27 protein-coding genes are annotated in these 24,239 nt (G+C 52.1%); 18 read left to right on the top strand and 9 right to left on the bottom strand.

Features of this window, described 5'->3' with window-relative positions; translation table 11 throughout:
* Positions 1–32 precede the first annotated feature (32 nt).
* Both secG and BM025_RS08120 read left to right on the top strand, forming a co-directional pair.
* Complete coding sequence (secG, locus tag BM025_RS08125) at positions 33–395, top strand: preprotein translocase subunit SecG (RefSeq protein ID WP_085849369.1); 363 nt, start codon at positions 33–35, stop codon at positions 393–395.
* A 167-nt stretch (positions 396–562) separates the two neighbouring features.
* Entirely contained in the window at positions 563–2,206 is a 1,644-nt protein-coding gene (locus BM025_RS08120; RefSeq protein WP_085849370.1) for a CTP synthase, read from the top strand.
* Positions 2,207–2,290: 84 nt separating this feature from the next.
* Here BM025_RS08120 and BM025_RS08115 read toward each other — a convergent pair whose 3' ends face one another.
* The gene (locus BM025_RS08115; protein ID WP_085849371.1) at positions 2,291–2,920 is read right to left on the bottom strand and encodes an FMN-binding negative transcriptional regulator; all 630 of its coding nucleotides are present in this window, start codon (positions 2,918–2,920) and stop codon (positions 2,291–2,293) included.
* A 104-nt stretch (positions 2,921–3,024) separates the two neighbouring features.
* The gene (locus BM025_RS08110) at positions 3,025–3,468 is read right to left on the bottom strand and encodes an Lrp/AsnC family transcriptional regulator (RefSeq protein WP_085849372.1); all 444 of its coding nucleotides are present in this window, start codon (positions 3,466–3,468) and stop codon (positions 3,025–3,027) included.
* Positions 3,469–3,549: 81 nt separating this feature from the next.
* Between BM025_RS08110 and BM025_RS08105 the strand changes: the two genes are divergently transcribed.
* The 8 genes from BM025_RS08105 to BM025_RS08070 all read left to right on the top strand — a co-directional run bounded on the left by BM025_RS08105 (position 3,550) and on the right by BM025_RS08070 (position 10,485).
* Positions 3,550–4,143 carry a LysE family translocator gene (locus tag BM025_RS08105; RefSeq protein ID WP_085849373.1) on the top strand — a complete coding sequence of 198 codons (594 nt, stop codon included), beginning with the start codon at positions 3,550–3,552 and terminating at the stop codon, positions 4,141–4,143.
* 67 nt (positions 4,144–4,210) lie between these two features.
* Positions 4,211–5,122: a polyphosphate kinase 2 gene (gene ppk2, locus BM025_RS08100; RefSeq protein ID WP_085849374.1), complete on the top strand. Its 912-nt coding sequence runs from the start codon at positions 4,211–4,213 to the stop codon at positions 5,120–5,122.
* 57 nt (positions 5,123–5,179) lie between these two features.
* Complete coding sequence (locus BM025_RS08095) at positions 5,180–5,623, top strand: tellurite resistance TerB family protein (RefSeq protein WP_085849375.1); 444 nt, start codon at positions 5,180–5,182, stop codon at positions 5,621–5,623.
* 157 nt (positions 5,624–5,780) lie between these two features.
* Positions 5,781–6,593, top strand: coding sequence for an ABC transporter ATP-binding protein (locus BM025_RS08090; protein ID WP_085849376.1), 813 nt, complete (start codon positions 5,781–5,783; stop codon positions 6,591–6,593).
* A 26-nt stretch (positions 6,594–6,619) separates the two neighbouring features.
* A complete protein-coding gene (locus BM025_RS08085) occupies positions 6,620–7,336 on the top strand; it encodes a transporter substrate-binding domain-containing protein (protein ID WP_085849377.1) in 717 nt (238 codons plus the stop codon).
* A 42-nt stretch (positions 7,337–7,378) separates the two neighbouring features.
* Positions 7,379–8,257 (top strand): ABC transporter permease, encoded by an 879-nt coding sequence (locus BM025_RS08080; protein ID WP_085849378.1) that lies wholly within the window; start codon positions 7,379–7,381, stop codon positions 8,255–8,257.
* Positions 8,254–9,081, top strand: coding sequence for an ABC transporter permease (locus BM025_RS08075; protein ID WP_085849379.1), 828 nt, complete (start codon positions 8,254–8,256; stop codon positions 9,079–9,081). The genes BM025_RS08080 and BM025_RS08075 overlap by 4 nt, the downstream gene beginning before the upstream one ends.
* Positions 9,082–9,279: 198 nt before the next feature.
* Positions 9,280–10,485, top strand: coding sequence for a DegT/DnrJ/EryC1/StrS family aminotransferase (locus BM025_RS08070; protein ID WP_085849453.1), 1,206 nt, complete (start codon positions 9,280–9,282; stop codon positions 10,483–10,485).
* A gap of 54 nt (positions 10,486–10,539) precedes the next feature.
* Here BM025_RS08070 and BM025_RS08065 read toward each other — a convergent pair whose 3' ends face one another.
* The 4 genes from BM025_RS08065 to phaC all read right to left on the bottom strand — a co-directional run bounded on the left by BM025_RS08065 (position 10,540) and on the right by phaC (position 14,824).
* Positions 10,540–11,496 carry a LysR family transcriptional regulator gene (locus BM025_RS08065; protein ID WP_306455989.1) on the bottom strand — a complete coding sequence of 319 codons (957 nt, stop codon included), beginning with the start codon at positions 11,494–11,496 and terminating at the stop codon, positions 10,540–10,542.
* Between the two features lie 154 nt (positions 11,497–11,650).
* Positions 11,651–12,196, bottom strand: a complete 546-nt coding sequence (gene phaR / locus BM025_RS08060) for a polyhydroxyalkanoate synthesis repressor PhaR (protein ID WP_085849380.1) — start codon at positions 12,194–12,196, stop codon at positions 11,651–11,653.
* Positions 12,197–12,430: 234 nt separating this feature from the next.
* The gene (locus BM025_RS08055; protein WP_085849381.1) at positions 12,431–12,880 is read right to left on the bottom strand and encodes a Phasin; all 450 of its coding nucleotides are present in this window, start codon (positions 12,878–12,880) and stop codon (positions 12,431–12,433) included.
* A gap of 159 nt (positions 12,881–13,039) precedes the next feature.
* On the bottom strand, positions 13,040–14,824 hold the full coding sequence (gene phaC, locus BM025_RS08050; RefSeq protein WP_085849382.1) for a class I poly(R)-hydroxyalkanoic acid synthase: 1,785 nt from the start codon (positions 14,822–14,824) through the stop codon (positions 13,040–13,042).
* A 149-nt stretch (positions 14,825–14,973) separates the two neighbouring features.
* On the opposite strand from phaC, the gene phaZ reads away from it, so the two are divergent.
* A complete protein-coding gene (gene phaZ / locus BM025_RS08045) occupies positions 14,974–16,293 on the top strand; it encodes a polyhydroxyalkanoate depolymerase (protein ID WP_085849383.1) in 1,320 nt (439 codons plus the stop codon).
* On the opposite strand, the gene BM025_RS08040 is transcribed toward phaZ, so the two are convergent.
* Positions 16,290–17,003, bottom strand: coding sequence for an alpha/beta fold hydrolase (locus tag BM025_RS08040; RefSeq protein WP_085849384.1), 714 nt, complete (start codon positions 17,001–17,003; stop codon positions 16,290–16,292). The two genes, phaZ and BM025_RS08040, sit on opposite strands and share 4 nt — an antisense overlap.
* A 151-nt stretch (positions 17,004–17,154) precedes the next feature.
* Positions 17,155–17,898, bottom strand: coding sequence for an alpha/beta fold hydrolase (locus tag BM025_RS08035; protein WP_085849385.1), 744 nt, complete (start codon positions 17,896–17,898; stop codon positions 17,155–17,157).
* A 198-nt stretch (positions 17,899–18,096) separates the two neighbouring features.
* Here BM025_RS08035 and thrS point away from each other — a divergent pair, with 198 nt between their 5' ends.
* The 5 genes from thrS (at position 18,097) to BM025_RS08010 (ending at position 22,728) form a co-directional block, all read left to right on the top strand.
* A complete protein-coding gene (gene thrS, locus BM025_RS08030; protein WP_085849386.1) occupies positions 18,097–20,058 on the top strand; it encodes a threonine--tRNA ligase in 1,962 nt (653 codons plus the stop codon).
* A 208-nt stretch (positions 20,059–20,266) separates the two neighbouring features.
* Complete coding sequence (locus BM025_RS08025; RefSeq protein ID WP_085849387.1) at positions 20,267–20,572, top strand: BufA1 family periplasmic bufferin-type metallophore; 306 nt, start codon at positions 20,267–20,269, stop codon at positions 20,570–20,572.
* Positions 20,573–20,625: 53 nt separating this feature from the next.
* On the top strand, positions 20,626–21,474 hold the full coding sequence (gene bufB / locus BM025_RS08020; protein WP_085849388.1) for an MNIO family bufferin maturase: 849 nt from the start codon (positions 20,626–20,628) through the stop codon (positions 21,472–21,474).
* Positions 21,471–22,211, top strand: coding sequence for an HvfC/BufC N-terminal domain-containing protein (locus BM025_RS08015; protein ID WP_170842156.1), 741 nt, complete (start codon positions 21,471–21,473; stop codon positions 22,209–22,211). The genes bufB and BM025_RS08015 overlap by 4 nt, the downstream gene beginning before the upstream one ends.
* Entirely contained in the window at positions 22,204–22,728 is a 525-nt protein-coding gene (locus BM025_RS08010) for a DoxX family protein (protein WP_085849389.1), read from the top strand. The genes BM025_RS08015 and BM025_RS08010 overlap by 8 nt, the downstream gene beginning before the upstream one ends.
* Here the strand turns inward: BM025_RS08010 and BM025_RS08005 are convergent.
* Complete coding sequence (locus tag BM025_RS08005) at positions 22,725–23,039, bottom strand: arsenate reductase family protein (protein ID WP_085849390.1); 315 nt, start codon at positions 23,037–23,039, stop codon at positions 22,725–22,727. The genes BM025_RS08010 and BM025_RS08005 overlap by 4 nt on opposite strands.
* A gap of 270 nt (positions 23,040–23,309) precedes the next feature.
* Between BM025_RS08005 and BM025_RS08000 the strand changes: the two genes are divergently transcribed.
* The gene (locus BM025_RS08000) at positions 23,310–23,516 is read left to right on the top strand and encodes a cold-shock protein (RefSeq protein ID WP_085849391.1); all 207 of its coding nucleotides are present in this window, start codon (positions 23,310–23,312) and stop codon (positions 23,514–23,516) included.
* Positions 23,517–23,593: 77 nt separating this feature from the next.
* A complete protein-coding gene (locus tag BM025_RS07995; protein ID WP_085849392.1) occupies positions 23,594–24,232 on the top strand; it encodes a GDSL-type esterase/lipase family protein in 639 nt (212 codons plus the stop codon).
* Positions 24,233–24,239: the final 7 nt, after the last annotated feature.

Here is a 24,239-nt window from a genome sequence, read left to right as displayed (position 1 = left end):
TACCCGCATCGAACTCATCCGAAGGCCTCTCCATGGAAAACGTCATCCTTATCGTCCACCTGATCCTTGCATTGTGCTTGATTGGCATTGTGTTGCTTCAGCGTTCCGAAGGTGGCGGCCTTGGTATGGGTGGCGGTGGTGGCGGTGACGTCATGAGCGGTCGTGCTGCGGCGTCGGCCCTGACCAAACTCACATGGATCTTTGCTATCGGCTTCATCTGTACATCGATCACTTTGACCGTTTTGGCGCGTCGCGATGCGGCAAGTTCTTCGGTTGTAGACGGTGTTGTGCTGCAAGATGACACCACATCAGCAGCACCGGCTTTGCCAGATGCAAGCACCTTGTTGCCCCCATCTGCATCAGATGCGCCTTTGGCACCTCCGCGCGCAGAATAAGCTAAATTCAAGCAATACTTTGGGCAAAGCGGGTTAATTCACGCAATATCTTGCGGTTCGGTTGTGCGGGACGACCGAATCTGTTAGTCCATAAATCCCGTGAACATGGCGTTTTTTAACGCCATGCCTCAATATGTTTTTGACCACTCACGGGAGCTACACCCACTATGGCACGTTACGTTTTCATCACCGGCGGTGTTGTTTCCTCACTCGGCAAGGGCTTGGCCTCTGCCGCTCTTGGCGCTCTCTTGCAAGCACGCGGATACACAGTGCGCCTTCGCAAGCTTGATCCCTACCTCAACGTTGATCCAGGCACGATGAGCCCGTTTGAACACGGCGAGGTGTTTGTCACGGATGATGGCGCTGAGACGGATCTTGATTTAGGTCACTACGAACGTTTCACAGGTGTGGCTGCGCGTAACACAGATTCGATTTCATCGGGTCGCGTCTACACCAATGTTTTGGAAAAAGAGCGTCGTGGCGATTATTTGGGTAAAACCATTCAGGTGATCCCGCACGTGACCAACGAGATCAAAGATTTCATCGAAATTGGTGATGACGAAGTTGATTTCATGCTCTGCGAAATTGGTGGCACGGTTGGCGATATCGAAGGTCTGCCGTTCTTTGAAGCGATCCGTCAGTTTGCCCAAGACAGACCACGCGGTCAGTGTATTTTTATGCACCTCACGCTGTTGCCCTACATCGCGGCCTCTGGCGAATTGAAAACAAAACCGACACAGCACTCTGTAAAAGAATTGCGTACGATCGGCTTGCAGCCAAATGTCTTGGTCTGTCGCTCTGAGCATCCGATCCCAGAAAAAGAGCGCGAAAAAATCGCCTTGTTCTGTAACGTGCGCAAAGAAGACGTGATTGCAGCCCCTGATTTGAAATCCATCTACGAGGCACCGCTCGCGTACCACCGCGAAGGTTTGGACCAAGCCGTGCTTGATGCCTTTGGCATCGCCCCTGCCCCAAAACCCGACCTGACGGTTTGGCATGATGTGGCGGACCGCGTGTTCAACCCAGAAGGCGAAGTGAAAGTCGCCATCGTGGGCAAATACGTGCAATTGGAAGACGCCTATAAATCTATCGCAGAAGCGCTCACACATGGCGGCATGGCCAACCGTGTGAAAGTGAAAGTTGAATGGGTTGACGCCGAGCTGTTCGAATCTGAAGACGCAGCGCCCTATCTTGAAGGCTTCCACGCGATCTTGGTTCCTGGTGGCTTTGGCGAACGTGGTACAGAGGGTAAAATCAAAGCGGCACAATTCGCACGCGAACGCAAAATCCCATACCTTGGCATCTGTTTGGGCATGCAAATGGCTGTAATTGAAGCCGCGCGCAACTTGGCCGGAATCGAAGCAGCAGGATCCGAAGAGTTCGACCACGAAGCTGGCAAAAAACGTTTTGAACCTGTCGTGTACCACCTCAAAGAATGGGTTCAAGGCAACCACAAAGTGCGCCGCAAATCCACAGATGACAAAGGCGGCACCATGCGTTTGGGCGCCTACTCTGCGACATTGACTGCGGGCTCTCGTGTGGCCGAAGCTTACGGCACCACACAGATCGAAGAGCGCCATCGTCACCGCTATGAGGTCGACACGAAATACCGCGAACAGTTGGAAAAACACGGCATGGTGTTCTCAGGCATGTCCCCCGATGGACGTTTGCCAGAGATTGTCGAAATCAAAGATCACCCTTGGTACATCGGCGTTCAGTTCCACCCAGAATTGAAATCCAAACCCTTTGCACCTGCGCCTTTGTTCAAAGACTTCATTCGTGCTGCCAAAGAAAATTCACGTCTGGTCTAAGCCACGACATTCAACATTGAAAAAGCGCGTTCTTGGGATCAAGGGCGCGCTTTTTTATGAGTATAACAAGCCGGTTGCAGGCTTTTAGTCTTGGTCCAAATATCCGGCCAATGCGCCAGCAATATGCCCACCAGCCTCGCTTTCACGTGACAACCCATCGATGGTCCCACGCATGTCAGCATCAGATTTGTTTTGGTTCACTTTCCACTTGCCTTCGAGTTTTTCGACACTCAACCGCAAGCCGACAACACCGCGTTTAAGCGCCGACAAATAAGCAACGGGTGCATCACTGACCTTCCAAGGGTCTGGGCGCGCGCTTTCATGTTGCTGTGTAAGCGATTCCAAATGAGTTGAAATCCACCGCGGGTCCTCAATCGTCTCAAGCATCCCATGGGCATGCACCGTGATGTAGGTCCACGTTGGCACCACGCGGCCATCTTCGGCTTTTGACGGGTAAAATGACGGCGACACATAGGCATGCGGGCCTTGAAAAATCGCGACAGATTGAAACCCACCCAATCGCCAATGCGCATTGGCGCGCGCAACGTGGGCCTCAAGAATGACATTGGCCCCTTCGCGGCGCACCAACCAAGGCAGGTGGTTGATTTCCATCCCGTCAGCGTGCGGCGTGACAAGCGCTGCAAAACTGATTTCTTGGATCGCTGCACAAAGCACATCAGGACGTCTTTCGCCTGTGCCGTTGGGAATATACATCTGGGTCTCCTGACTGATACTCCCCGAGCTAACACGCAAAAACATCTGGGCACAGATCAAATGCGACCAAGCTTACTTAGGCCCCATATCAGGCAAATCCTTGCTTATGCGCGCAGATCTTTCGGGCTTTCCATGACGATATAAGACGTGATCGAATTCACTTGTGGCAAAACGCCCAGCACATCTGTGTGAAACACTTTATATGCACTTAAATCCGCTGTTTCGACCCGCAAGATATATTCAAAAACGCCTGTCACATTGTGGCATTCTTTGACCTGTGGCGCCTGTGAAATGGCGCGCTCAAACGCCTCTTGCGATTCTTTGGTGTGCTTTGACAAGCCAACCGTTACATAGGCTACGAACCCAAGCCCCACTTTGGACTGATCAATCACGGCGCGGTATCCGGTAATCACGCCACTGCGCTCAAGATCGGCAACACGGCGTGACGTGGCAGAAGGCGACAGGCCGATTTGATCCGCCAATTGCAGATTGGTCAAACGCCCGTCCCGTGCAAGGGTGCGCAATATATGATCGTCAATTTTGTCCATAATCGAGATATATTGCAATAATTTATCAAATCAAGCGCCATTCGCATACAAACACCGTAAGACTTCGCCTATCTTCCCGCTATGGATATAACACTTTTTCTTGCCCTTTTGGGCTTTGCTTTTGTTGCCTCTGGAACGCCAGGGCCAAACAATTTGATGTTGCTGGCCTCTGGCGCGAACTTTGGGTTCAAGCGCACGTTGCCGCATATGTGTGGCATCTCTTTGGGGCATTCTTTTATGGTGTTCGTGATCGGGCTTGGATTGGCGCAAGCCTTTGAAACAATTCCGATGTTGCGGCGCGTTTTGATGGTTCTTTCCATCGGCTATATGCTGTGGCTGGCTTGGAAAATCGCCCATGCAGCGCCACCAAAAGAAAACGATGTGGGCGGCAAGCCGTTCACGTTTTTGCAAGCTGCCGCTTTTCAATGGGTGAACCCGAAAGCATGGATCATGGCGATTGGCGCGCAAACGAATTACGCGCAAGGCGATGGATGGACCGCCGCCTTGATGGTTGGCATCGGGTTTTTGATGGTCAATTTTCCAGCCATCACACTTTGGGCGTGGATGGGCACAGAGCTGCGTCGCCTTTTAACAAATCCGCGCCGACTGAACATATTCAATTGGACCATGGCAAGCCTGCTCGTTGCATCTTTGGTGCCCATTTTATTCCATTAAGAAACTGTCATATTCTTCTGATTTAAGGCAGGCTCGCAGCAGACAGCAGCATAAAGGGGCACGCGAGATGACATTTGACAAAGACGCACAGGATTGGCTGGAAGCCGAGCTCGCAGATACGCTGGATGAAGAATTTGAACTGGAATTGGAAGACGCGCTTTTATCGACAGAGATCAAAAAGATCTATCAAAAAGCCCACCCCGATGCCTTGAAACGACCTGAATATTTTTACGATCTTTTGCGCCTGCAAGCCGAACTGATCCGGCTGCAAGATTGGGTTCAACACACCGGCGAAAAGATTGTAGTCTTGTTCGAAGGACGCGATTCTGCCGGCAAAGGCGGCGTGATCAAACGCATCACCCAGCGCCTTAATCCACGGATTGTGCGCACGGTGGCCTTGCCCGCGCCCTCTGATCGCGAAAAAACCCAATGGTATTTCCAACGCTACGTGCCACACTTGCCAGCAGCTGGCGAAATCGTGTTGTTTGACCGCTCATGGTACAATCGCTCAGGCGTTGAACGCGTAATGGGATTTGCCGAAGATGACCAAGTGGAACAGTTTTTCCAAGATGTTCCCGAATTTGAACGTATGCTTGTACGCTCTGGCATCAAAGTTGTGAAATACTGGTTTTCTGTATCAGACGAAGAACAACAAATGCGGTTTTTGATGCGCATTCATGATCCGATGAAGCAGTGGAAACTGTCCCCAATGGACCTGCAATCTCGGGTGCGCTGGGAACAATACACCAAGGCCAAAGAAGAAGCCTTTGCCCGCACCAATATTCCAGAAGCACCATGGTATATCGTTGAAGGCAATGACAAAAAGCGGGCGCGCTTGAACTGCATCGACCATCTGCTGTCGCTGTTCCCCTACGAAGACGTGCCCCACGAAGAGATCAGTCTGCCTGAACGGGTGTACAACAAAGATTACGAGCGCGCCGTTTTGCCGCCCGAACTTTATGTGCCGTCCAAATATTAACAATCATGTGATGCCGCACGGGGTTCCCTTTGGCGGCATCGCCCCTATGTTGAGCCTATGTTTGCAGATTTTTTACAAAGGCTGATTCAGCCAGAACCAAAGCGCCTGTCCGGTGCAGATTCTCATCTGGCGCTCGCAGCGCTTTTGGTGCGGGTGGCCCGTGCAGATGGGCATTATGACCCGTCTGAAGCCACGCGGATCGAAACTGTTTTGCGCACGCGCTACGATATCGATGAGGCTGGTGCACGCCAATTGCGTGGCGAAGCAGAAGTGCTTGAATCTGAAGCCCCCGACACCGTGCGGTTTACCAAAGCCATCAAAGACGCTGTGCCCTATGAAGATCGTATCAGCGTGATCGAAGGCCTGTGGTCTATTGTGCTGGCCGATGGGCAACGCGACCACCAAGAAGATACAATTCTGCGATTGGTCTCGAACCTCTTGGGGGTCAGTGATCGTGACAGTGCTTTGGCCCGTCAACGCATGGCGCGCCAAGTTTCCTAACATGCCCCTTGGGATAGGTTAAAATAGCATTCAAGAGATGCAAAGCGCGCCTTAGATGCGGCGGTTTGCGCCATTTGCACATTTTTTAGCCCCTGACGTAGCGGAAATATGTCAAATTTTATTGCATCTTTGGTAGAATCTCACCTTACTCTTGGAAATGTTGACCAACGACTCAAACCTCACAAGTCACGCCACGCATGACAGCGCGCCAGTGATAGAAATCCGTGATTTGCATAAATCTTACGGCGATCTTGATGTGCTCAAAGGCGTATCCATGATTGCAGGACGCGGTAAAGTGGTGTCATTGATCGGGTCCTCCGGATCAGGAAAATCCACGCTTTTGCGCTGTGCCAACTTGCTTGAAGACAGCCAAAGCGGTGAGATTTTGTTCGAAGGCGAGCCCATCACATGGAAAGGCGCAGGCCTTGCGCGGCGCCCAAGCGACCGTAAACAAATCATGCGCATTCGCACGAACCTGTCGATGGTGTTTCAGCAATTCAATCTTTGGGCGCATATGACGGTTTTAGAAAACGTCATGGAAGCCCCGGTCACGGTTTTGGGCCGCGACAAAGCCGAGGTGGAAACAAGTGCGCGTGCCTATCTGAACAAAGTCGGCATTGGCGATAAATGTGATGTGTATCCAGCGCAAATGTCAGGCGGGCAACAACAGCGCGCCGCCATTGCGCGGGCCTTGTGCATGGAACCAAAAGCGCTGTTGTTTGATGAACCGACATCGGCGCTGGACCCTGAACTGGAACAAGAGGTGGTCAAAGTGATCAAATCTTTGGCCACCGAGGGACGCACTATGATGATCGTCACTCACGATATGCGCATGGCTGCGGATATTTCCGACCATGTTGTTTTTCTTCACCAAGGGCTGATCGAAGAACAAGGCCCTCCAGCCGACCTGTTCGGCGCACCGAAATCCAAACGCTTGCAACAGTTTCTCAGTGCGACTGTGCCAGCATAACAAACCCCAACAGGAGTTTAAAACATATGAAAAAGCTACTTCTCTCAGCCACCGTTTTGGCCTTCACGGCCGGCGCATCTTTCGCCGACACCGTACGCATGGGCACCGAAGGCGCCTACCCTCCCTACAACTTCATCGACGATGATGGCGAAGTGGCGGGCTTTGAACGCGAAGTCGGTGACAAACTTTGCGAAATCGCTGGTTTGACATGTGAGTGGGTCACAAATGAATGGGACACCATCATTCCCAACCTGTTGTCCGGCAACTACGACACCATCATCGCGGGCATGTCCATCACGGATGAGCGCGATGAAGTCATTGATTTCACACAAGACTACTACCCTCCCACCGCTTCCGCATACGCAGCGTTGACAGATGGTGTGGATCTGATGGGGGGCGTTATTGCAGCGCAAACATCCACAATCCAAGCAGGCCACGTTGCCACAACAGGCGCAACATTGGTTGAGTTTGCAACACTGGATGACACAATCGCAGCGGTACAAAACGGCGAAGTTGACGCTGTGTTCGCAGACAAAGATGCGCTTGCACCTTTCGTGGCAGAGCAAGGCTTCACATTCCTTGGCGATGATGTGCCCTTGGGCGACGGCATCGGCATGGGCTTGCGTGAAAGCGACGCTGAGCTGAAAACAAAATTCAACGCGGCGATTGACGCGATGAAAGCTGACGGGTCTTTGAACGCCTTGTTAATCAAATACTTTGGCGAAGAAACAGCGACGTACTAAACGAATGCGGGGCCAGTTCGCTGGTCCCCTTTCACACCCCTTATGTTTACATCATGTACAGACCCCTCAACGCTTGACGGCCTGAATTGGCTTGCCTGTTATCTGACAACCGGCAAACATGTTTTGTTCTATAAAAGCTTTTTCGTTGTGCTCACGCTTTTGGCCGTGACCGCCCCGCTTGCGCTTGGCGTAGGCTTTCTGGGTGCTGTGGTCTCACGGTCGAAACACGCCCCTTTGCGCTGGATTGGCACTCTCTACACCTCAATGGTGCGCGGCGTGCCTGACATTGTGTTCTTTTTGTTCGTGCCTTTGGCGATGGATCAAGGCTTTGAATGGGTCCGTCACAAAACGTTGTGCCGCGATTGGTCCGAACCGATCCGCCAAGGCAACGACTTTTTAGTCTGTTCAGCCGCCAAACTGCCACTGGGATCAGCGCCGCAATCTGTGCATGAAATCTATGGTTTCGCCTTAGCCGTCTTGGCCTTTGCTGTGGTGTTTGGGGCCTTTGCTGCCAATGTTTTGGCAGGCGCGATGAAAGCCGTGCCCCGTGCGCAAATGGAAACGGCAGAGGCTTATGGCATGTCACCTCGCCAAAGTTTTTGGCGCATTATGGTGCCGCAAATGTGGATTTACGCTTTGCCGGGCCTGTCCAATCTATGGATGGTTTTGATCAAAGCCACACCCCTTTTGTTTTTATTGGGCGTCGAAGACATCGTCTATTGGGCCCGTGAACTTGGTGGCGCTAAAACCAGTCACTTCACCTATCCACATCCCGATTGGCGGCTGTGGTATTTCCTTGGGCTGTTGGTCTTTTATCTTGGCTTTACAAAGCTGTCCGAAATTGTGCTGGCCCGCATCACCACGCGATTGTCACGCGGCCAAGCCACGATGGCAGGCGAGCAGATGAGGAAAGACACATGAGCTGCCTGCAGACCATTTCAGACTACGCCTTTCGCTCGATCGGCTATGGCCCGCGGCTTTTGCCCAAATCCGACATCACCCTGTGTGAACAGGTGACGTTGATTGGCTCTGGCATGTTGTGGAACATCTACTTTGGCGTTTTGGCATTAGCATTTGGATTTATCTTTGCAACGGCGCTGGCTGTAGCAAAAAATTCGCCCAGCCCATGGCTGCGCAAACCCAGCGAATGGTTCATCTTTTTGTTTCGCGGCTCGCCTTTGTTCATTCAGTTTTTTCTGGCCTATGAACTGTTCGTACAACTGCCCAAAACGGGCATCGACATCTTTGGACTGACACTTGAAACTGGCAACTTGACCCGCGCTTGGGCAGGGGCATTGGTGGTGCTTTTTCTCAACACAGCAGCCTATTCCGCCGAAATTTTCTATGGGGCTCTGCGCGCGATCCCCAAGGGCGATATCGAAGCCGCCGACGCCTATGGCATGATGGGATGGACCCGTTTTCGCCGCATCACATGGCCCACAATGCTGCGCCTTGCGTGGCCAGCCTATACCAATGAAGCGATCTTTTTGTTTCATGCGACAGCCTTGGTATTTTTCTCAGGCTTTCCCGCTTGGCAGCAAAAGGGAGACGCATTGTATTACGCGTCGTATTTCGCAGAAAAGACGTTTAACCCCTTTGTGCCCTACCCCATTGTAGCTGGGTATTTTGTTTTACTGATCATCATTGTGATCGCTATATTCGGTCTAATCAACATACGTCTCAACCGCCACCTGCCAAGCACGCGACGCCCAAAACTGCGCATCAGACCGCAAATCCTCCGCTAATCTCAAATCCGCGCAACAGCTTGTCTGCGTCTCCTGTGCCGCAGATTGGCGTAACGCCAATCACGTCCACACGCAGCAAAGCGCATCCGACTGTAACGGTTATGCGAAATTTTGCCTGTGCCAGTTCACAGAGCTAGCATTTTGCGCGACACGCACTTACAGTTATTGCGAAAAGACAATTTAAAAATGGTGAAACTAATGTCCTCTGGTCCAAATGTTTACTCTGCTGAACCGATCCCTGAAAGCGCGCGCGCCGAAATTGAACGCCTGCTTGGGTCGGGTGATTTGTTTCGCTACACGGCGACCGAAGATGCACCAGTTACCCTTTTGGAACAAGAGTTTGCACAGATGCTTGGCTCGAAATATGCCTTAGCTGTGTCATCGTGTTCTGCTGCGCTGTTCTTATCATTGAAAGCACTCGACCTGCCGCGTGACGCAAAAGTTCTCATTCCCGCGTTTACCTTTGCTGCGGTTCCTTCCTCAGTCGTTCACGCAGATTGCGTGCCTGTTTTGGTGGAATGCGGCGACAATTACCGCATCGACATGGATGATTTTGAAGCCAAACTGACCGATGAAGTCGGCGCCGTCTTGATCTCGCACATGCGGGGTCATACCTCAGATATGGATGCTATCATGGCGCTGTGCGCCGAGCGCGGCGTGCCTGTGATCGAAGATGCAGCACATTCGTTGGGCACGGTCTGGGACGGTAAAAACATTGGTACAATCGGCAAAATTGGCTGTTTTTCATTCCAATCCTATAAGCTTTTGAACGCTGGTGAAGGCGGTATTTTGGTTACCGACGATGCAGATATCATCGCCCGCGCCGTGATCATGTCTGGCGCTTATGAACACAATTGGAAAAAACACGCCACTGCACAAAGTGCCGAATTGGATGCCGCCTTTGATCGCTGGCAAAACCAATTGCCGCTGTACAACCAACGCCTGTCCAACCTTGCCGCAGCGGTTGTGCGCCCTCAGTTGGCAGAAGTACCTCGCCGTGTGCGCGATGGTCGTGCAAACCACGATTATGTCGCTGCAAAACTGGATGCCACTCCGTTTTTGACCGTCCCAGACAAGCTCGAAAAAGAACTGCGCGCACCAGACAGTTTGCAATTCAACTTGGTTGATTTCACCCGCGAAGAAGCCCTGACATTTCAATCAGCAGCCAAGGCGCGCGGCGTATCGGTGCAGGTGTTTGGCCTGTCCACAGACAACGCGCGGGCGTTTTGGAATTGGAAATTCCTAGGCGACACTCCTGAGTTGCCAAAAACCCGCGAAATGCTGTCAAAGGCGTGTGATACCCGCTTGCCAGCGCGCTTGCAAAAAGCTGATTTGGACTTCATCGCAAGAGCGTTGATTGAAGCCGCAGCCAGCGCCAAAAGCATGCAGCAAGCCGCCGAATAAACCGTACAAAAACAAACAAATCAAACCGCAGCCAAGAACACTTGGCTGCGGTTTTTATGTGAGCATTGTCAACAAACCTTCCAGCCATGGATGCTGGGACACCGCAGGTTTAACAATCTGCACGTCGATCAAGGGCCGCAGTCGCACCGCAATATCAGACGCCATATCTTCCATGCCATCTTTGCGCACAGATACAGAAATCCGTCGTGATTTGGGGGCAAAAGGCATCGGATGCACATCAATCTCGCCTGCATATCGGCCTGCGTGCTGCGCGCCCAAAGCTGTTAAAATTGTCCAACCTGCCCCACCGGCCACCATCGCCATCATGGCGCGGTAGCTGTCGATCTCAAATCTATGGGGCAAATTAAACCCTTGGCCAGACAGATGTGCTGCCAATTCGCGCCCCATCGCGTGTCGCCGAGTGTATTCAATAAAGGACAAGTCTTTGAGTTCGCTTAAAGAACTCCCCACCCCTTTGGGGGTGATTGCAACGAAAGGATCGTCAAGCAAAGGGTGGCTGACCATCCAATTGGCAGGTTCGAATTCCGCAGCCACGATCACATCAAGACTGCGGTGTTCCAAATGATCCAGCAAGCGATGGGACGGACCTGTTTCAAGTTCAAACCGAGTGCGCGTGAGCGTGTCGGCCATGTCAGACAGCAACATAGGCGTTACAGACGCTTCGAAATCTTCGACCATGCCCAACCTGAGCGAGCCAAGTTGAGACAAATCTAGGCCAGTGATTTCCGAGCGCGCCCGCGATGCTTCGCTAAGGATTGTTTGTGCGCGGCGGCGCAAAATGCGGCCTGCAGGGGTCAATGTCATGGGGCGTTCGCGACGGTTCAAAAGCTCGGTGCCAAGCGCAGTTTCCAGATTTGAAATTTGCTGCGACACTGATGAAGGCGAGGTCCCAAGCCGCTTGGCCGCCACCGAGACAGACCCATCTTCAGCAGCAGCCAAAAACACTTCGATGCCCCATAGGCTGAGCCGCCCCACTGTATCGTTCATCATCTAAATCTCCTCGCCGTGCATGCTTCACGCTAAGGTGATCTGCGCGTAGTGTCAGCCCTGATTGGTGCCATATGCACAAGATTTTACGTTATGATGATGTCATGGAAAAACCCGCTTAAAAAAGCGGGCTTTTGTCGTGAGATATACACGCGTATTAGCTGAGTTTTGAAAGCTTTTCTTGCAACTCGGCCAATTGTTTTTTGATATCGCCCAAATCCTCTTTCTCGGCAGGTTTGGTGTCTTTGGCAGCAGAAGGCCATGCATTTGGCATGCCGCCTGTCATCGCTTTTAGAAAGGCTTCTTGCTGCGCTTGCATTGCTTCCAACCCAGGAATGCTTGGAAGACTGCCACCAAGGTTGCCCATCATATTGGCAGGTCCGTTGCGTAACATTTCAAAGCTTTGCGCCAAGAATTGAGGCACGACAGAATTCACTTCGGTGGTGTAGCTGCGCACCAAATCTGTCAGCACGCCGAGTGGCAAAACGCTTTCACCGCGCCCTTCGTGTTCTGCAATGATTTGAAGAAGATACTGGCGTGTCAGGTCGTCTCCGGATTTCAAATCAATAATTTGAACATCACGGCCAGAACGAATGAACCCCGAAATATCTTCGAGTGTCACATAGTCCGACGTTTCAGTGTTGTATAGACGCCGTGAGGCATATCGCTTGATCAAAAGCGTCGCATTTTTTGTATCAACCATGGGCTCCCCTGCTTTATTTTTTGGCGTTGCAGAAAGCCTATGCGCGCCGTTTTGGAAAAGCAAAAGAAAAGGTGTTACAGAGCGAAACAGATTGGTCTTACCCTTTTGCGCAACAAGCCAATGCGACCTCATAAATGAGGCGGAACACTCAAAAACGGGCCCGCTCATATGAGGGGCCCGTTTTGATGCAAATGTGGGTGCGCAGGGAGGGTGCTCACCCCATTTGTGCAAGCATTATTTAGCGGAAGCTGTCGCTTTTTTGGCAGCTTTGCTCACTTCGTCAGTTGCTTTTTTAGCAGCTGCAGTCACGTCTTCGCCCATGTCTTTACCGGCTGCGAGCATCAATTCAACTGTTTCCATTTGAACGGATTTAGCAACTTCAGCAAACGCTGCGATATTTTCAGCAGCAAGTTCGGCTTGAGCGGATGCGAAATCAGTGATCGCCTTGGTGTAATCAACTGGTTCGTCTTTTGCAGAAGTGACATCAGTTACTTTTGCGAGTGTTTCTTTGGTCCATTTTGCGGAAATCTCGGAAGATTTTTCAGCAGCTGCAAGTGCAACTTTGGACATTTTATCGCCGAAAGAGGCGTGGGTTTTGAAACCCTCTTGGAAAGCAGTCATGTCAACTGGGAATGCACCCATCATGTCTTTCATGATCTTTGTGTAATCTTCATTCGCGGCCATTATCGTATCTCCTTGAACAGATGTTCTGTGCGGAGGGGCTAAGGGAATTCTCAGCAGATCCGCTTTCGATAGGGATACTATAAATGCTGCACCGCAGCAAATCAAGTGAAATTTCTGCGACGCAGCATGAAGTTTAAAAATGTCTATATTTCAATATCTTCAAGATGCCTTCACATAGGTGCCGGGTGCTGGTGCCAAAGACACCCACCCCGAATCACCTATTTGACGCGCAGGAATAGAGCCACCAGAACGCGTATCGAGCCAAGCTTCCCAACGGGGCCACCAACTGCCTTTGTGAAAGGTCGCGCCCTCTTTCCACTCTTGTGGAGGCAACGTCGCATCATCATTTGTATAGTGACCGTATTTCTTTTTACTGGGTGGGTTCACGATACCAGCGATATGGCCGGACTCAGACAGAATGAACGTTTTGTCTTTTGTCCCCATCTGGCGCACGCCGTTGTACGAACTGGCCCAAGCCGCGATGTGATCCGTTTCGCAACCAATGGCACAGACCGGCACCGAGACCTCAGACAAATGCACTTTAGTATCGCAAATAGGAAAGCCCGTGGTGGCCAAAAAATCACCCTGACACAAGTTGCGCAAATATTGGATTGCCATTTTGCCCGGTAGATTGGTGCTGTCACTGTTCCAATAGAGCAAATCAAACACAGGGGGGGCTTCGCCCAGCATATAAGATCGGATCGCAGGTTGATAAATCAAATCATTCGCCCGCAAATAGGAAAACGTACGTGCCATGTAGAACGAACTCATCATGCCTGTGCGCTGCGCTTCGGCTTCAATCGCGTCGACAAAGTCGTTGTCCAGAAACACCCCCACTTCGCCTTGATCGGAAAAGTCGGTCAAGGTGGTGAAAAACGTGGCGGAATTGATCGACGTGTCACCGCGTTGTTTAAGCAACCCCAACGTGATCGACAGTGTTGTCCCTGCGATGCAATAGCCCGTGACGTTGATTTTCGGCACGCCTGTGATCTGTTTGACCTGATCAATCGCAGTCAAAAATCCTTCTTCGACATATTCATCCATGCCGACATCCGCATAGCTTTCATCGGGGTTGACCCAAGAGACAATGAACAAAGTATAGCCTTGGTCCACGATCCATTTGATCAAAGAGTTCTGCTCTTTCATGTCCAAGATATAGAATTTGTTGATCCATGGCGGGAAAATAAGCAAAGGCGTTTCGTGCACTGTTGGCGTCGTGGGCGCGTATTGGATCAGTTCGAACATGCGATTGCGAAACACGACAGCGCCCTCAGAGGTGCCAAGGTTACGCCCCACTTCAAAAGCGGTTTTATCAGCAAGACTGACAATCATTTGCCCATCATGTTCTTCGACATCGCGCACAAGGTTTTCCAACCCCGCCACAAGACTGTCACCATTGGTGGCCACAGCTTGTTCCAAAGCGTCAGGGTTGGTTGCCAAAAAGTTCGTCGGGGCCAACATATCAACGATCTGTTTGGTGAAATAATCGACACGTCTGCGGTCGCTGTCTGGCAAACCTTCGATGTCTTGCACGGCTTCAGTCATCGCCTGCGCATTGGCCATATATTGCTGTTTGACGAAATTGAAATAAGGGTGCGTGTCCCACAAAGGGTTTGAAAAACGGCGATCTTTCGGGGTGTCATCAGCGGGTGGTGTATAATCACCTTTGGCGAAACGGTTCTGTGCCTCGGTGAAATGAGTCAGAGTTTTGCCCCAATACCCGATTTGATGCTCCATGATCTTTGCGGGGTTGTTCACCATCTCAGCCATATAGGCCGACGCCGCTTTGACGAACAAATCCTGATTGGGCGCTTGCAAGGCCTGTGGTACAGGCTTGCCCTGCGCCATCGCGGCAGCCAAACGTTTTGAGAGAGTTTCGATCTTTGCGATATTGGCGTTCATAACGTCCAAATCGCGGACTTCCTTATCCTCCCCCGACGTCATTTAGTCACCTCCCCTAGCATGTTGCGCCCGCAGCAATTATTTGCACTTGCAGCAATTAAATGTACTGTAAGACTATGAGATCATGATAGCGCGACATTTCCAAGAGGGAAGCGTCGCATGGCCGATCAGTTCGGCAGAATGGAGACCACATGCGGTTCATGGCGACTTATGACTTTATGGAAACGCTGCGCACGACGAACCAATGGCTGGGCGCATCGGCACAGGCGCTTGGCTCATACCCCGCGGCGTCAATGACAGCTAACCCCGCACTTCAATGGATGGCCGCTTGGGGCGAAGTTACTGAACGCTCATTTGCCCGCATGGCGACCAAGCCCGATTGGGGCATTTACAACGTTGTCGGCGAAGATGGCCGCGACCATATCGTCGATGTAGACATCGAAGTCAGCAAAGCCTTCGGCGATCTGATCCACTTTAATGTCCAAGGCCGCGATGAGATGCCGCGCAAGGTTTTGATCGTCGCGCCGATGTCTGGCCACTACGCCACATTGCTGCGCTCAACGGTTGTGTCCTTGCTGCCCGATTGCGAAGTCTACATCACAGATTGGCACAACGCGCGCGATATTCCGGTGTCAGAGGGCAAGTTCGACATCGAAGATTACACCCTCTACCTTGTTGAATTCATGAAATATATGGGGCCACAAACCCATGTGATCGCCGTGTGCCAACCCGCGCCACTCACATTGGCTGCGACAGCTTATTTGGCCGAAGAAGACCCCGCCGCCCAGCCGCGCACTTTGACGCTTATCGGTGGCCCGATTGATCCAGATGCGACACCAACGGATGTCACTGATTTTGGCAACCGCGTGACAATGGGCCAGCTTGAACAAAGCATGATCCAACGCGTCGGCTTTAAATACAAAGGGGTTGGTCGCAAGGTTTACCCCGGCCTGCTGCAACTGTCGTCCTTTATCTCGATGAATGCCGAAACACATGCGCGCGCCTTTAGCGATCAAATCAGCCGTGTCGCCAAAGGCGAAGCTGGCGAACATGACAAGCACAATAAGTTCTACGACGAATACCTGTCAGTTATGGATATGACCGCTGAATTCTATCTCTCTACCGTCGACCGTATTTTCAAAGGTCTTGAGATCGCAAAGAATGAATTCGTCGTCGCCGGCAAGCGAATCGATATCGGGAAAATCACCGATGTCGCCGTAAAAACGGTCGAAGGCGAGAACGATGACATCTCAGCGCCCGGTCAATGTGTCGCGGCCCTAGACCTATGTACTGGCCTGCCCGACAGCAAAAAGGCGTTCCATCTTGAACCTGGCGCAGGGCATTATGGTATTTTTGCAGGCAAAAGCTGGCGCAACAACATTCGCCCATTGGTGCTAAATTTCATTGATCAAAACTCTGGTCCACGAAGTGTTGGCGGCACGCAAGCAAAACCAAAAACGGCCCCCAAAGCAGCTGCAAAACCAGCGCCTAAAAACGCAAAAGCGAGCTAACGTAAAACAAACGGCGCTTCAGTCTTTAACCACGACTGAAGCGCCCGCGTCAGCGCACTCGGGGTTTCAAACATCGGCAGATGCCCTGCCCCTTTTAAAAGAACATATTCCGCGCATGGCATTAATTCTGCGATAAACTCTTGCCTGCGCGGTGGTGCGAGTGTGTTCGCAGCTCCGCCAATCACGATACAGGGCAACCGCGCACGGCGTAAAACATTTTGCATGTCAGGCCTGCGTTGGATGATCCGGGATTGGCGCAAATAGGTCTCAAGCCCAGCCTCAAGTGCCATATCAACCCAATGATCCCGAATAGCATTGCGGTGCGGGCTGTCGGCCAAGGTTGTGCTGGGCAATTCTTCCATCAAAACCTCACCAAACCGCCCCGCTTTGGCACGCACCATACGCGGTTCGCGCGCAGCAGAGGCAATTGGCGTTTCCCCTTGGGCAGATGCACAGATCAATGCCAAACGCGTCACGCGGTCTGGGGCACGGCGCAGGATTTCGGTCGCGACAGTCGCCCCCAAATCATGCCCCACAATTGCAAAACGCGGCGGAGCATTTGCAAGAACAGCCATCGCCATATCTTCAAGAGTGGCCCCAAGCAAAGGGGCGACATGCACAGCGCGATCTTGGCTCAACGCAGGGATTTGATCTACAAACACGCGACCATCGGCCATAAACCCAGGAAGCAACACCACAGCTTCGTTCATTTTACACCCTACCCAAGTCCCACGTTCAGATGCACTGATTGCGAAGGACACCGCTAGCGTCAAGCATCCAATCCGCTCAAGTCCTTATAACAGCATGAAAATCATCGATATCGGCGTAATTTTGCGCACGTGCCCGCCCCAGGCGTAAATTTCACACCCGTGCGGTTACATCCAAAATGGCAGCTTGGACTGCCTCAAGACACACAGGCGAAGAAAAACTGTGATCCGCGCCTTTTATAAATTTCAACTGGATATCATCCCCATCGGCATGGTCCAGTAATCGCAGTGCGACGGAACGCTCGACAGAACTGTCCAAAGTGCCCTGTAAAAACCGCACAGGAAACGGCAAAGGCAAAGGTGTACGCAGCACCAGATTGTCACGTCCATCATCAAGCAGCTTTGATGTGATCGGATACGGCGCGCCATAGCCTGACGGCAAAAGTACAACACCATTTTCTTCTAGTTCGACAATCTGTTCCGGTGAAAATCCAGCCAACATACTGTCTTCTGTAAAATCTGGTGCCGCCGCTATGCCCACAAATCCTGCGACTTTGTCTGCGATGCGCTGTGTCATCAAAAGCGCGATCCAGCCGCCCATCGACGAGCCAACAAAAATCTGAGGCCCCTGTGTCAAACTTGTAATGACGGCTTGAGCATCTGCGGCCCATTCACCGATGCTGCCATCAATGAACGCACCCGCACTTTGACCATGCCCAGAATAATCAAACCGCACAAAAGGCCGTCCTTGCGCTTGCGCCCATGCCTCAAGCGCGACAGCTTTGGTGCCTTCCATGTCCGACATAAAGCCCCCCAGAAAGACAATCCCAACGCCCGTTCCCGCGCTTTGGTGATAGGCAATGCGCCGTCCAGATGGGGTGTCTAAGAAATCGGTCATAGTGTCTCCTACATGGCAAGTCGGCGGCACGGCCCCGACGGAATAGAGTGCCAGTAAGTTAGTTTGCACGCAAAGCACACACAAGCCCGCACGGGTGATAAATCAGTTGACTTGCCCCGCAAGGCGGACCAAAAAGCGGGCGAACATAGACCCGCAACCGGGCGCTTGGTAGGCGCCAAAATGACGAGGAGTGCCCAAATGGCCCAAGTCACAGTTAATCAAGTCAAACTCACCCTTCCCGATGGTTCAATCCGCGAATACGACGCTGGTATCACTCCGGGCGAAGTGGCCAATAGCATTGCCACCTCTTTGGGTAAAAAAGCGATTTCAGCGACAGTAAATGGCGCGCATTTTGATCTGCAGTGGCCGATCAATGCCGACGCCAACATCGCGATCCACACCATGCAAGACGACACACAAGCGCTTGAACTGATCCGCCATGATTTGGCGCATATCATGGCGCGTGCTGTGCAAGCGATTTGGCCTGATGTCAAAGTGACCATCGGCCCTGTGCGCGATTACGGTTGGTTCTATGACTTTGATCGCAAAGAGCCTTTCACACCAGAGGATCTAGGCACCATCGAGGCCGAGATGAAGAAAATCATCAACGCCCGCGATGCGGTAAAAACCGAAACTTGGGACCGTGCGCGCGCGATCAAATTTTATGAAGACGCAGGTGAGCCTTTCAAAGTTGAGCTGATCCACAAGATCCCCGAAGGCGAAGACCTGCGCATGTATTGGCATGGCGACTGGCAAGATCTGTGCCGTGGGCCACACTTGCAAAACACAGGCCAAGTGCCTGCCGATGGGTTCAAATTGACCCATGTCGCTGGCGCTTACTGGCTTGGTGATAGTTCACGTCCAATGTTGCAGCGGATTTATGGCGTGGCGTTTAAAAACCGCAACGATCTTAAAGCCCACATGACCATGCTGGAAGAAGCAGCCAAACGCGATCACCGCAAACTTGGCCGTGAGATGAACCTGTTCCACATGCAAGAAGAAGCCCCAGGGCAGATTTTCTGGCATCCGAATGGCTGGAAAATCTACACACAATTGCAAGACTACATGCGCCGCATGCAAGAGGTTGACGGCTATGTCGAGGTGAACACACCGCAGGTTGTCGACCGCAAGTTGTGGGAAAAATCAGGCCACTGGGAAAACTACCAAGAGAACATGTTTATCGTTGAAGTCGACGAAGAACACGCCCGCGAAAAAGCAATCAATGCGCTCAAACCTATGAACTGCCCGTGCCACGTGCAGGTGTTCAACCAAGGTTTGAAATCTTACCGCGATCTGCCCTTGCGCATGGCCGAATTTGGCTCTTGTAACCGCTATGAACCCTCCGGCGCGCTGCACGGCATCATGCGTGTGCGCGGGTTTACCCAAGATGACGCTCATATTTTCTGTACGGATGAGCAGGTCGAAGATGAGACCAAAAAGTTCGTCACCTTCTTGGCGAAAGTCTATGCCGATTTGGGGTTTGATCAGTGGAAAGTGAAACTGTCCACACGCCCTGAAAAACGTGTTGGAACCGAGGAAAGCTGGGATGCTGCCGAGGCTGCGCTGGCCAATGGGATCAAGGCCGCAGGCTATGATTTCGAGTTGCAAGAGGGCGAAGGCGCATTCTACGGGCCTAAACTTGAGTTTGTGTTGACCGATGCGATTGGCCGCGATTGGCAATGTGGCACGCTGCAAATTGACCCGAACTTGCCCGAACGCCTAGACGCCAGCTATGTCGGCCAAGATGGCAACAAGCACCGTCCTTTGATGTTGCACCGTGCTGTTCTGGGCTCGTTTGAGCGCTTTATCGGTATCTTAATTGAATCTCACGCAGGCAAACTACCGTTCTGGTTGGCCCCACGTCAGGTGGTTGTCGCGACGATTATCTCGGACGCGGACGACTATGTGCATGAGGTCGTGGCGCAACTGCGCGCTGCCGGTGTGCGTGCCGAAGCAGATACCCGCAATGAAAAGATCAACTACAAGGTGCGCGAGCACTCATTGGGCAAAGTTCCTGTAATATTGGCCGTTGGTGCGCGTGAGGTCGAAGAGCGGACTGTTTCAGTTCGACGCCTTGGAGAGAAACAAACATCTGTCTCTCCCCTTGATGATTTGATTGCACAACTTAAAGCTGAAGCCTTGGCACCCGACCTTAGATAGACCCTAAGCTATTGAAAAAAAACAAAGGCGGTCATCATTTGATCGCCTTTTTTCATGCCGTTTTCACAGGCAACTCACGTTTTCGTTTGTTACATTTACTGACACACGCGTGGGACACGTCCCTGTGAATGGCGAGAGAGCTTCGTTTGAGGCACCCTGTTTACACCGCCAACTACGGCGTAAACGCATGACCTTAGGGAGACACACAATGTCCAAACACACAAAATCAATCGCTCTTGCTGGCGCACTCGCCGCTGCTTTGTCCGCTCACGCAACAACAGTATCTGCTGAAGGCGCGACTGAAAAATGCTTCGGCGTCTCACTTGCAGGCGAAAACGATTGCGCAGCGGGCCCAGGCACAACATGCGCAGGTACATCCAAAGTCGATTACCAAGGCAACGCATGGTCATTGGTCCCAGCAGGCACATGTGAAACAATGGAATTGCCAGCAGGCATGGACGACATGATGCGCAAAGGCTCACTCGAAGCTCTTGACCGCGACATGGCAACCTAAGCGCCACTGGATCGCCGCATATCTGTGTGGCGATCCTTTTCAGGGGGAATACTATGACACATCATTTTGACATGCTGCCAAAGAGTGTTGGCGTCGGCTATAAGCCCCAGCACTTTTCTGATATTTTGGCGGATGCAGCCCCTGTCACTTGGCTCGAAATTCACGCTGAAAATTACATGGGCGCAGGTGGGCGTCCGCTTGCGCAGCTACGCGCCCTCTCCGAAAAATTTCCAATATCTGTGCACGGCGTTGGCCTGTCGATCGGCTCCGAAGGGCGCCTTGATCCAGACCATCTTGCGCGTCTGAAACACCTCAACGACTGGCTTACGCCCGCGTCTTTTTCCGAACATCTGGCATGGTCGACCCATGACATGGGGTTTTACAACGACCTGCTGCCCCTGCCCTATACAAACGCCACACTCGAAACCGTTTGCGATCATATCGATGAAGTTCAAAACACGTTGGGGCGGCAGATGTTGTTGGAAAACCCATCCAGTTATTTGGCGTTTTCTGAGAGCACTCTGGATGAAGTCGCTTTCTTGCGCGAAGTCACCAAACGCACAGGTTGCGGGCTTTTGCTGGATGTGAACAACGTCTTTGTCTCTGCCACCAATTTACAGATGGATGCCCGCGCGTATATCGATACCTTTCCACTGGATAAAGTGGGTGAAATCCATCTGGGTGGACATGATGAGGACACCGACGATCATGGCGCACCGTTGTTGATTGACAGTCACGGGCGTGAGATCGCAGACCCTGTTTGGGCACTTTATGCCCATACGATTGCGGCATGCGGCGCGAAACCGACCTTGATCGAATGGGATACGGATGTGCCCGCATGGTCCGTTTTGACCGACGAAGCCCACCGCGCTGCAGATATTTTAACTCCGGTGCCCGCATGACAGATCGCGTCAGCCAAACGGACTTTATTGCTGCTGCTATGAACCCCGAACGCGCCGCGCCGCTTGGCATTGTTGGCCCTGATGGAACCCCCGCCCCCAAGCGGTTTTCAGTTTATCGCAACAACATCATTGTCAGTCTGAAAGCTGCTATGGCCGATGGATTTCCAGCCGTGGCATCTTTGGTTGGTGACGCTTTTTTTGCGGCCATGAGCGATGTTTTCATTCGGAAAACCCCACCAAACTCGCCGATTTTGACGCTTTATGGTGCTGATTTTGCTGACTTCATCGCATCGTTTGAACCCGCTGCGTCTTTGCCCTATTTAAGTGGCGTCGCGCAGTTGGAATATGCATTGCGTCGTGCCTACCACGCTGCGGATGCACTGCCTGTTGCGGCTCGTGCGCTGGAAAACCCTCATATATTTTCCGCACAGATCACACTCGCGCCCGCCTGTACCATGCTAAGTTTTGCCCACCCTGTTGCCGAAATACGCGCAGCGGCGCTTGGCGGCCCAAAACCCACATCTGGCGCGCAAGATGTTTTGATCACGCGCCCAGACCTTGACCCGATTGCCACAGCACTCCCTGCTGGAACCATAGCCATCACGACTGCCCTGCAGGCGGGAATTCCGCTGGGACAGGCCATCGAACACGCGCCAGACGAGCTTGATCTAACCGCTTTTATCGGCGCGCTGGTATCCGGTGGTGCCATTACGAAATTGGAGTACGACAATGTTTAATAATTTGAATCGCCTAGATCGTTTTACAGCACGACACCTGCCACTGTTGGCACGTTTTGTCTTTGCTGCAGTATTGGCGCGCTACTTTTGGGCCTCGGCTTTGACCAAGCTTGACGGCGTATTCACTCCGTCTCTTGGGGCCTATGCACAGATTTTCCCGCGCCAACTAGAGGCAGCAGGTTATGACATTTCAGGGTTCGGGGCGTTCCACTGGTTGGTCATCATGGGCGGCACCTATGCAGAGTTTGTATTGCCTGCGCTGTTGATCATCGGGTTCGCCACCCGCCCTGCCGCTTTGGCAATGGCGGGCTTTATTGTGGTGCAAAGCCTTACAGATATTGTGGGGCACCACGCGGATGCGGCCACCATTGGCCTGTGGTTTGATCGTGCCTCAGATGCGCTGATTTTGGACCAACGTGCCTTTTGGGTGCTCGGTTTGTTCACTTTAATCGGGCTTGGCGCAGGGCCGTTTTCAATCGATGCCTTGGTCAAAAAGCGTCTGTCTGGCAAACTTTAAACGTTTAAAGCTGCCTGCACGTCTTTGCCCCAGCCAAGATACAGCTTGCCCTCAACATCAATCACCGGACGTTTCATCAACGTTGGGTGATCCGACAAAAGATCAAGCGGCGGGCGAGCACGCTCATCTTGGGACAGGCCGCGCCATGTTGTTGATCTGGTGTTGAGCAACGCATCACCAAAAGCCGCATGAAACCGCTTCAATTCATCCAAAGACAAAGGGTTTGTGCGAATGTCCGTCAACTCAAGCCCTAAGATTTTAGTCGCTTTTCGGCATGTATCGCAGGTTTTGATTCCGTAAATTTTGGTCATCGTTCAATCCTTAGGGTCGCCCAAACAGGACGTTTTCGTCACTTTACCCCTGTTCCCCCACGATATGCAGCCAAAAATTATAACTTTTTTCTTAAAAAATACGATCGTTACAAACTTATGGCTTGAGTTTTAACAGGCATGCGGCAAAATTTATGCGTGACCGCTACCTTCTGGAAGAACCGCTCCTCACTAGAGCAGCTATCGCCGTTAGAAGACTTAGCTGCACCGACTGTCGCACGATGCGGCAATTATTTTGAGAGGAAACAGCCCATGCCCAAAGGCACAGTGAAATGGTTTAACACGACAAAAGGATTTGGATTTATTGCACCCGAAGATGGCGGACCAGACGTGTTTGTTCACATTTCAGCTGTAGAACGCGCGGGCATGACGGGCCTCGCGGACAACCAAAAGGTGTCATACGAATTGCAAGCTGGCCGTGATGGACGCGAATCTGCCGGCGACTTGCAAGCGCTGTAATCCACACACAATCACTTGATTTCCAGCGGTCCCTATAGCATGTAGGGACCGCTTCATTTTGTGTCTGGGAGGACCCTATGCCAACTCTTTTGTGTTTCGGCGACAGTAATACCTACGGCATGCTACCAATCTCAGATCGCGATCTGCCACGCGAACGTGCAGCGCGACGTTGGCCTGTGGTCTTGGGTGAAAAACTAAAGTGGGACATTGTCGAAGAGGGTCTTCCGGGGCGCACATTTGCCTTTCCTTGCCCCACCATGGGGCCTCATATGGATGGCCGTGTCGGATTGTTTATCGCGCTTGAAAGCCACGGTCCGATTGATGCGATCACCATCATGCTTGGGACAAATGACCAAAAAACGCATTTCGATGCATCCCCCGAAGACATCGTTGCGGGGGCGTCTTTTTATCTGGATGTGTGCCTGTCTGAAGAAATGCAGGCGCGCCATGGTGGGTTCGAGCCCATCTTGATCGCCCCGCCGCATCCCGTTGAACGCGGACCATTGGCCGAAGAATTTAGAGGCGCCGATGCCAAAGCAAAAGCCGTCTCGAAAGCCTTGAAAGAGTTGGCAGATGCGCGTGATGTTACCTTTTTTGACGCGGCATCTGTGATTGAAACAGATCAAGTCGATGGTATTCATATGAACGAGGCTTCGCACATCGCGCTTGGCAACGCCCTTCACGCATTTATTTTGTCGGAAATAAGCCCTGAGTAAACCTGCG

The sequence above is a fragment of the Pacificibacter marinus genome (assembly GCF_900109555.1).
GTDB lineage: Bacteria > Pseudomonadota > Alphaproteobacteria > Rhodobacterales > Rhodobacteraceae > Celeribacter > Celeribacter marinus_C.
This window is presented reverse-complemented; position numbering and strand designations above follow the sequence as displayed.